The sequence below is a fragment of the Acidaminococcus nyctereutis genome (assembly GCF_052216985.1).
In the GTDB taxonomy this organism is placed as follows: Bacteria; Bacillota; Negativicutes; order Acidaminococcales; family Acidaminococcaceae; genus Acidaminococcus; species Acidaminococcus fermentans_A.
This window is the reverse complement of record NZ_JBQOUY010000050.1, coordinates 1-7850: the sequence shown is the minus strand read 5'-3', so window position 1 is coordinate 7850 and position 7850 is coordinate 1. Positions and strand designations below refer to the sequence as shown.

The 7850-nt window shown below is 57.7% G+C and carries 8 protein-coding genes; 6 read left to right on the top strand and 2 right to left on the bottom strand.

Going from position 1 to position 7850, the window contains the following annotated elements:
* Positions 1-133: 133 nt before the first annotated feature.
* On the bottom strand, positions 134-1801 hold the full coding sequence (ilvD, locus tag ACTUHY_RS12675; protein ID WP_442827986.1) for a dihydroxy-acid dehydratase: 1668 nt from the start codon (positions 1799-1801) through the stop codon (positions 134-136).
* 93 nt (positions 1802-1894) lie between these two features.
* Positions 1895-3634, bottom strand: a complete 1740-nt coding sequence (locus tag ACTUHY_RS12670; RefSeq protein ID WP_442827985.1) for an Rqc2 family fibronectin-binding protein — start codon at positions 3632-3634, stop codon at positions 1895-1897.
* 102 nt (positions 3635-3736) lie between these two features.
* Here ACTUHY_RS12670 and ACTUHY_RS12665 point away from each other — a divergent pair, with 102 nt between their 5' ends.
* From ACTUHY_RS12665 to coaBC, 6 genes are read left to right on the top strand one after another with little or no spacing between them, the layout of a single operon-like run.
* Positions 3737-4360: a hypothetical protein gene (locus tag ACTUHY_RS12665; RefSeq protein ID WP_442827984.1), complete on the top strand. Its 624-nt coding sequence runs from the start codon at positions 3737-3739 to the stop codon at positions 4358-4360.
* Between the two features lie 19 nt (positions 4361-4379).
* Positions 4380-5276 carry a YicC/YloC family endoribonuclease gene (locus tag ACTUHY_RS12660; protein ID WP_442827983.1) on the top strand — a complete coding sequence of 299 codons (897 nt, stop codon included), beginning with the start codon at positions 4380-4382 and terminating at the stop codon, positions 5274-5276.
* A 20-nt stretch (positions 5277-5296) separates the two neighbouring features.
* The gene (remA, locus tag ACTUHY_RS12655; RefSeq protein WP_278675660.1) at positions 5297-5587 is read left to right on the top strand and encodes an extracellular matrix/biofilm regulator RemA; all 291 of its coding nucleotides are present in this window, start codon (positions 5297-5299) and stop codon (positions 5585-5587) included.
* A complete protein-coding gene (gmk, locus tag ACTUHY_RS12650; RefSeq protein WP_278675658.1) occupies positions 5580-6224 on the top strand; it encodes a guanylate kinase in 645 nt (214 codons plus the stop codon). The genes remA and gmk overlap by 8 nt, the downstream gene beginning before the upstream one ends.
* 14 nt (positions 6225-6238) lie before the next feature.
* Positions 6239-6460 (top strand): DNA-directed RNA polymerase subunit omega, encoded by a 222-nt coding sequence (gene rpoZ, locus ACTUHY_RS12645; RefSeq protein WP_075580605.1) that lies wholly within the window; start codon positions 6239-6241, stop codon positions 6458-6460.
* A 12-nt stretch (positions 6461-6472) separates the two neighbouring features.
* On the top strand, positions 6473-7678 hold the full coding sequence (coaBC, locus tag ACTUHY_RS12640) for a bifunctional phosphopantothenoylcysteine decarboxylase/phosphopantothenate--cysteine ligase CoaBC (RefSeq protein WP_442827982.1): 1206 nt from the start codon (positions 6473-6475) through the stop codon (positions 7676-7678).
* Positions 7679-7850 lie beyond the last annotated feature (172 nt).

Genomic DNA, 7850 nt, shown 5'->3' with positions numbered 1-7850 from the left:
ATTAGGGTTTGTACATTCAAAAAATTTGCTTGCAAATTTCTCATTCGGCTCGAGACTCGAGACCCGAGACCGAGCCGCTATGCGGCTTATGAGACCGGGGGTGTTGCACGTAACGTGCAACACCCCCTTTTCATCAATTATACTTCAGCACCGCTCCCTGGGCGGCGGAGGACACCAGGGACGCATAGCGGGCCAGGTACCCTTTCTTCACTTTGGGAGGCGGGCAGACCCAGTTTTCTTTCCGTTTGGCCAGCTCTTCGTCGCTGACTTGCACGTTCAGGGTCCGGTTGGGGATGTCGATGTCGATGATGTCCCCTTCCTCGATCAGGGCGATGTTGCCCCCTTCCCGGGCTTCCGGAGAGATATGGCCGATGCAGGCGCCCTGGGTGGCACCGGAGAAACGGCCATCCGTCAGGAGAGCCACCGATTTGCCCAGGCCCATGCCGGTGATCACCGCGGTGGGGTTCAGCATTTCCCGCATGCCGGGGCCGCCTTTGGGCCCTTCATAGCGGATCACCACCACGTCCCCCGGGTTGATCTTCTTGCCCACGATGGCTTCGATGGCTTCATCTTCCGAATTGAACACCCGGGCCGGGCCGGAGTGCTTCAGCATTTCCGGAGCCACGGCACTTTCCTTGACCACGGAGCAGTCTTTGGCGATGTTCCCTTTCAGCACGGCGATGCCCCCAGTCTTCCGGATGGGATCCTTCACCGTGTGGATCACTTCGGGACGGAGGATCTTGGCGCCTCTGATGTTTTCGCCCACGGTCTTGCCGGTGACGGTCAGGCAGTCCTTTTCGATGAGCCCGTGTTTGGCCAGTTCATTCATGACAGCCCGGATCCCGCCGGCTTCTTCCACGTCGATCATATGGAAGGTCCCGCCGGGGCTCAGCTTGGTCAGGTAAGGGGTGTGCTTGCTGATTTCATCGAACAGCTCCAGGGGCAGGTCCACGCCTGCTTCGTGGGCGATGGCCGGCAGATGGAGGCAGGTGTTGGTGGAGCCCCCCATGGCCATGTCCACGGTGATGGCGTTCCGGAAAGCCTTGGCCGTCATGATGTCTTTGGGACGGATGTCCTTGGCCAGCATTTCCATCACCTGTTTGCCGGCTTCCTTGGCCAGGGCGATCCGGGCACCCTGGTAAGCGGCCGGGATGGTCCCGTTGCCCGGAAGCCCCATGCCCAGGACTTCCGTCAGGGAATTCATGGTATTGGCCGTGAAGAGACCGGCACAGGAACCGCAGCCGGGGCAGGCGCAATGCTCGATCTCCGACAGTTCTTTTTTGCTGATGCTCCCGGCTTCAAAACGGCCGGCGGCTTCGAACACCGTGCTGACGCTGATGTCTTTGCCCTGGTAACGGCCGGGGAGCATAGGCCCGCCGCTGACGACTACTGTAGGGATGTTCAGCCGGGCTGCCGCCATCAGCATGCCCGGGACGATCTTGTCGCAGTTGGGGATCAGGACCAGGGCGTCGAAAGCATGGCCGTTGGCTACGGCTTCGATACTGTCTGCTACCAGTTCCCGGCTGGCCAGGGGGTATTTCATGCCGTCATGGCCCATGGCGATGCCGTCGCAGATGCCGATAGCCGGGAATTCGATGGGGGTGCCGCCGTTTTCCAGCACACCGTATTTCACGGCCTTGGCGATCCGATCCAGATCCATATGGCCGGGGATGATCTCATTCTGGGCATTGCAGATCCCGATCAGGGGTTTCTTCAATTCATCTTCCGTATATCCCATAGCATAGAACAGAGAGCGATGGGCTGCCCGGGTGGAACCTTTTTTTACCGTTGTACTTCTCATGATATTCCTCTTTTCTCTTTTTGCTAGCAGGTTTGCCGTGATATAAGGAATAATTTAGCACGGAGTGTAACCCCTGTCAATCAAAAAGGCGAATCAGTCTTTTGATACGTGGACAGTTGTACAAGGTTTAACATATAGGGTGGTCTGTCCGGTGTAGATCACGAATCCGGGCTTGGCGCCGGAAGGCTTTTTCACCAGCCGTTTTTCCGTATAGTCCACTGGCACCCGGTCGGCATTGCGTCCCTTGCTGTACCCGGCGGCCAGCTGGGCAGCCGCCAGGATATCTTCCTGCCGGGGCTGGGGCAGGGTGGTCTTCAGGATCACATGGGACCCGGGGATGTTCTTGGCGTGGAACCACAGATCGCCGCCCCGTCCCAATTTGAAGGTCACTTCGTCGTTCTGCCGGTTGTTCTTTCCAATATAAAGGAAGGTATCCGGGGTCAGCACCACTTTGAGAGGGGTGGAACGGCTCTGGGAAGGCTGTTTCTTCCGGGGCTGGGGCAGGAGTCCCAGGGTGATGATCTCCTGCTTGATCTCGGCGATCTCCCCCTTGGTGGAAGCGGTCTCCAGGGAGACATCCAGGCTCTGGAGATAGGTGAGCAGGGCCTGGGCTTCTGCCTGCTGCTGCTGGATCTCTCCCACGGCTCGTTTGAATTTGTTGTACCGCTTGTAATAGGCCTGGGCGTTTTCCATGGGAGTCAGTTCCGGGGCCAGGGCGATCTTCAGCTTCTTCCCGTCATAGAGACTGTCCAGTTCACAGGAGGTCTGGCCTTTTTGCAGGGACCAGCCATAGGCCATCAGGGTATCCGCCATGATTTTCTGGGTCTCGGCGTTCTCCGCTTTGGCCAGGTCCTGGGCCAGGAATTTCAGTTTCTTTTCCGTCTTGGCTTCCTGGGAAGCGACCAGTTTGGTCAGCAGGTCCTTTTCCGGGATCTGGATGGGGATCAGGGAAGCACTGTAGGCCTGGGCGGCCAAAAGGGAGGGAAAGGCCTTCCGGGTCCATTCCGGATGACTCTGGGGCAGGTAGGGGACCAGGTTCTTCATCCGGTTCCGGCTGTCGATCTGGGCGATGACCGAGGGATCCGTCCCCTCCAGCCGCTGGCGGATCTCCTCTTGGAGCTGGGCGATGGCGCCTTCCAGCTTCCGGGCCCCTTCCAGGTCCAGCAGGTTCACGGGGCCTTCACAGCCGCTGCGCAGTTCCACTTCCTGGGCGGTGTATTTCCCGATGCCCTGGGTGGCGGCGATGAGCCCCTGGACCAGGGACACATCCCCCTGGGCCACAGCGGCCTCCCGGATGGCGTGAGGATCCGCGGAGAGGAAATCCAGGCCTTCCTGGGCCGGGGGCAGGGTATAGGGCAGATTGGGCAGGATCTGGCGGAAGCGGCTCTGGGCCTTGCCGATATGGCGCAGGGCATCCAGGATAAGCCCGTTTTCGTCCACGAAGATGATGTTGCTGTTCTTGCCGGTGAGCTCCAGGATCAGCTTCTTGGTGATGATCTTCCGTTCCGCCCCGATCAGATCCACATCCAGGGTCAGGATCCGATCCAGGCCCCGCTGGGATACCTGGGCGATCCGGCCTTCTTCCAGATGCTTCCGGAGCAGCATGCAGAAACTGGGCGGCAGATCCGGCCGTTCCGGCAGGGTATCCGGCAGGGTGATCAGGGGGGAGTCCCCGTTCATATCCACCAGCAGATTGACCGTCCGGTTCTGCTGGTTCACCTGCAGCAGCAGAGAAGCCCGGCTGGGCATGAAAATCTTGAAAATCTTTCCGCCGCTGAGAGCGGCCGTCAGTTCCCGGGTCAGGAGCTGCAGGGTGATTCCTTCTAAATTCATGATTTCCTCCAATATTTGCACGGTTTCGTTAAATTCGTTATAATATATTGATTAGTATAACCGGATAGGACTGTTCGGTCAAACCGTAAAGGAGAGGATATCATGAAAAAACTGGGCCTTTTCACAGCAGCCTTCCTGCTGTTTACCCAACCTGTCTTCGCTATGCTTCCCCTGACTCCCAATACCATCCAGTCTGCACAGACTTATGGAGCCGAACGGAAAGGAGCTTCTCTGGGGGAACTGCTGGCTCCCTGGACAGTTTACGATCGGAAGCAGATGAATCCCTATGGGCTCCGGGAACGGGTGATCGTCTATACCCCCTATCTGACAGCGGCGGTGGATGCCCGGCAGCAGGCCAGCGACGGGAATACCCCTACGGTGGCCCAGGGGATGAAGGTGGCCAAACAGTACGACGGGGTCCTGGCCCTGGGCCTCAACCTGAGCACTAGCGTGAAGCTGGAACCCAAGAACCTGAAAGTGAAGCTGTACCAGGGGCAGAAGGTATTGGAACCCTATTACTGCAACTTGAACAGCGCTTCCCAGCGGGATATGCAGATCCCCAACAAACAGAGCGGGGAACTGGAAGACAACAATGTGTGGGACCTGCAGTATTTCGTCTATTTCGACCTGACCAAGGTGAATCCCAACCGGACCATGGTCCTGGCAGCCACCGATGAATACGGGGGAACCCGGGAATTCGTCCTGAAACTGATGACGATGAACTGATACAAGGGAGGAGAAACGCATGATCCAGAGCATGACCGGCTATGGCCGGGGCGAATGGGCAGAAAGGGACTTTACCTTCCAGATCGAGATCAAGACGGTGAACCACCGGTACGGGGAGGCATCCCTGCGGCTGCCCCGGTTCCTGAACCCTCTGGAAAACCGCCTGCGCCGGAAGATCCTGGATCGGATCAGCCGGGGACATATGGATGTCTTCATTACTTCTGGATACACAGGAGCGGAAGGCAGACAAGTTACGATTGACAAAGGCCTGGCAAACGCTTATCATGATAGTTTGAAAGAGCTCGCCCACTTGTTGGGTTCTTCCTGGGAAACTTCTTCCCAAGAACTGCTTTTCATTGCCGGCTGTCCCGATGTGCTGCTGCCAGAAGAGGGGAAGGTGGACCTGGAGAAACTGTGGCCGGGGATCGCCAAGGCCACGGATGAGGCCCTGGACCATCTCTTGGAAATGCGCCGGACAGAAGGAAGGCAGCTGGCGGCTGATTTGGAAAAACGCATTACAGTCATCGAAGGACAGCTGGAGGCCATCGAAGAGCGGGCTCCGGAAACGGTGCAGGAATATCGGCAGAAACTGGGCCGGCAGCTCCGGCAGCTGCTCCAGGAAGCGGGGACCGGTCCTTTGGACGAGAGCCGGATCATCCAGGAAACGGCCATCTATGCGGACCGGGTGAATGTGACAGAAGAAACCGTCCGTCTCCACAGTCACCTCCGGCAGTTCCGTCAGCTGCTCCAGGCAGAACAGCCTGTGGGACGGCGGATGGATTTCCTGGTCCAGGAAATGAACCGGGAAGCCAATACCATTGCGTCCAAAGCAGGGGATGCCCTGATCATCCAGACCATCGTGGATATGAAAAGTGAAATCGAGAAGGTAAGGGAACAGATCCAGAATATACAATAAGACTAGGAGAGAAGTTATTTATGGATATCAAACTGATCAACATCGGCTTCGGCAATATCGTTTCCGCACAGCGGGTCATCACCATCATCGGACCGGAAAGCGCTCCCATCAAACGGATCATCCAGGATGGACGGGACAAGGGCGTGGTCATCGATGCCACCTATGGCCGGCGGACCCGGGCCGTATTGATTATGGACAGCGGCCACATCGTGCTGTCTGCCCTGCAGCCAGAAACCATCGCCAACCGGTTTGTGACCCAGGAGGCCCAGGAAGAACCGGCTGCAGAAGAGAGGGAGGAAGACAATGAATAAACCTCAGGGGATTTTGCTGGTGCTCAGCGGGCCCAGCGGCGCTGGGAAGGGGACCATCTGCGCCCGGCTTCGGGAAAAACGGGACCATATGGCCTACTCGGTTTCCTGCACCACCCGTCAGCCCCGGAATGGAGAAGTGGACGGGGTGAATTATTTCTTCAAGACCCGGGATGAATTCGAAGAGATGATCAAGAACGGAGGCCTCCTGGAACACGCTTCCGTATATGGGAACTATTACGGGACACCCCGGCAGTATGTGCTGGATAAACTGGCGGAAGGCCTGGATGTGATCTTGGAGATCGATCCCCAGGGAGCCCTCCAGGTGAAGAAAAGCTATCCGGACGGGGTCTTCGTCTTCATCGTGCCTCCTTCCCTGGATGAACTGTCCAAGCGGATCTACAAACGGGGCACCGATGCGGTGGACGTGATCAAACGCCGGCTCAGCGCTGCTACCAGCGAACTGGCCTATGCCTCCAAGTATGACTACATCGTGGTCAACGACGAAGTGGAGAAGGCCACGGATAAAGTCAGCAAGATCATCGATGTGGAACACCTGCGGGTGGGCCGCACCTATTATATCGTTGATGAAATCTGCCATAACGGCACCTGTGACTGCGCAGAGACGCAGGAGAAGTAAAGGAGAGTACAACTATGTCCATGATTGATCCTTCCATTGATTATTTGGCTGATAAAGTCGGCAGCAAGTATGCCCTGGTGATTATGGCCTCCAAACGGGCCCGGCAGCTGGTGGACCATGCTCCGGCCCTGGTGAAATGCGATTCCAACAAACCGGTTTCCATCGCCTTGAAGGAAATCGGCGAAGGCCTGGTGACCATCGCCACCAAAGAAGACCTGAAGGAAATGAAAAAATAACAGGAGGCAGCTGTGCTGGAAGGCAAAAAGATTGCATTGGGAGTCACCGGCGGCATTGCCGCTTATAAGGCCGTGACCCTGGTGAGCCGGCTGGTCCAGGCCGGGGCCCAGGTGCGGGTCATCATGACCGATGCGGCTACCCATCTGGTTTCTCCCCTGCTGTTCAAGGAAATCAGCGGGAACCCGGTGGCCACGGACCTGTGGGCCGGCAACGCGGAATTCAATGTGGAACATGTGGCCATCGGCCGCTGGTGCGACCTGATGGTGGTGGCTCCGGCTACGGCGGATATCATCGGCAAAATGGCCAATGGCATCGCCGACGACCTCTTATCCACCACCCTGATGGCCTGTGACAGACCCAAGATCGTCTGCCCGGCCATGAACACCAATATGCTGGAAAATCCGGCGGTGGTCCGGAACCTGGCCACCCTGCGCCAGGATGGGATCACCCTCATGCCCAGTGCCGCCGGACACCTGGCCTGTGGCATCAACGGCTCCGGACGGCTGCCGGAACCGGAAGACATCAAGGCCTTCATCGACGCCTTCCTGGCCAGCCGGGAAGGGGACCTGCGAGGGCTGCGGATCCTGGTGACCGCGGGGGGGACCCGGGAAGCCATCGATCCCGTCCGTTTCATCGGCAACCGGTCCAGCGGGAAGATGGGGTACGCCATCGCTCGGGATGCAGCCCGGCGGGGAGCGGAAGTCACTTTGATCTCCGGCCCGACGGCTCTGTCCGTACCCCGGAATGTGGCGTTCCAGAATGTGGAGACCACCCGGGAAATGATGGATGCTGTACTGGCAGCCTATCCAGCGGTGGACGTGGTGATCATGGCGGCTGCGGTGGCAGACTACCGGCCCCACCATGCAGAAGCACAGAAAATCAAGAAAAACGATGAGACCCTGACCATTGCCCTGGATAAGAACCCGGATATCCTGAAGCAGCTCGGCCAGGAAAAGAAGGGCCAGTTCCTGGTGGGCTTTGCGGCTGAGACCCAGCACCTGTTGGAAAATGCCGCTGCCAAAGTGAAGAAGAAGAATTTGGATATGATCGTGGCCAACGACGTGACCATGAAGGGCGCCGGCTTCAGCACCGATACCAATGTGGTGAAGCTGCTGTTCCCCAGCGGAGAGATCCGCAGCCTGGAGCTCATGAGCAAGGAAGAAGTGGGGAACCATATCCTGGATATCGTGAGAGATGCTGTGAAGAGGGAAGCATAAAAAAGGGGCTGTTGCATGCGCAACAGCCCCTTTTTGAGGTCTCGAGTCTCGAGTCGTGAGTCTCGAGCCGTTGGATAGAACCTGTCCCCATGGCCAGGTTCTTTTGAAGGTGTAGAACCAGTATCGTGCTGGATATAGAAACGAATATCTTATCGTTAGCAGATTAGGGTTT